2 protein-coding genes are annotated in these 1,181 nt (G+C 65.3%); both read right to left on the reverse strand.

What is annotated here, in order from left to right:
• On the reverse strand, positions 1–822 hold an 822-nt coding region (locus AB0F61_RS34260; protein WP_357818567.1), incomplete at its 3' end, for an elongation factor Tu.
• Positions 823–972: 150 nt separating this feature from the next.
• On the reverse strand, positions 973–1,181 hold a 209-nt coding region (locus AB0F61_RS34265; protein WP_357818570.1), incomplete at its 5' end, for a hypothetical protein.

Raw genomic sequence — 1,181 nt, forward strand, 5'->3', positions numbered from 1 at the left:
GGCCTGGCCCTCGTCGAGCAGCTTGCGGAACATCTCGATGCCGGTGACCGTGGTGGTGGTCTTCTCGGTCTTGATGCCGATGATGTCGACGGTCTCGTTGACCTTGAGGACACCACGCTCGATACGGCCGGTGACGACCGTACCGCGACCGGTGATCGTGAAGACGTCCTCGATCGGCATCAGGAACGGCTTGTCGACGTCGCGCTCGGGCTGCGGGATCGACTCGTCGACGGCGGCCATCAGGTTCAGGACCGACTGGCCCCACTCCTTGTCGCCCTCGAGCGCCTTGAGCGCCGAGACCTTGACGACCGGAACGTCGTCGCCCGGGAACTCGTACTCGGTGAGCAGCTCACGAACCTCGAGCTCGACGAGCTCCAGGATCTCCTCGTCGTCCACCATGTCGGCCTTGTTCAGGGCGACGACGATGTACGGAACGCCGACCTGGCGGGCCAGGAGCACGTGCTCCTTGGTCTGCGGCATCGGGCCGTCGGTGGCGGCGACCACGAGGATGGCGCCGTCCATCTGGGCAGCACCGGTGATCATGTTCTTGATGTAGTCCGCGTGACCGGGGCAGTCGACGTGGGCGTAGTGACGCGACTCGGTCTGGTACTCGACGTGCGCGATGGAGATGGTGATACCGCGCTGGCGCTCCTCAGGAGCCTTGTCGATCTGGTCGAACGCCGAGGCCTCGTTCAGGTCCGGGAACGCGTCGTGCAGCACCTTGGTAATGGCGGCCGTGAGGGTCGTCTTACCGTGGTCGATGTGACCGATGGTGCCGATGTTGACGTGCGGCTTAGTCCGCTCGAACTTCGCCTTCGCCACTGGGGTCCTCCTGAGAGTGGTTCTGGTACGCCTTACTCATCGGCGCCAGGTGATCTTTGCTGGGTGGCCACCCGCCGGGGCACCTGCCTCGGGTTGCGGGGCCGAAGCCCCGGCGGATGGTGTCAAGCCTAAAGCGTGAAACCGGGAGAGTTACTCGCCCTTGGCCTTCGCGATGATCTCCTCGGCGACGTTCCGCGGAACCTCGGCGTAGGAGTCGAACTGCATCGAGTAGCTTGCGCGACCCGAGGTCTTGCTGCGGAGGTCGCCGACGTAGCCGAACATCTCCGAGAGCGGCACCAGGCCCTTGACGACCCGGGCACCGGCCCTCTCCTCCATGGCCTGGATCTGGCCACGGCGGG

The sequence above is a fragment of the Micromonospora sp. NPDC023888 genome (genome assembly GCF_040639415.1).
Classification (GTDB): Bacteria; Actinomycetota; Actinomycetes; order Mycobacteriales; family Micromonosporaceae; genus Micromonospora.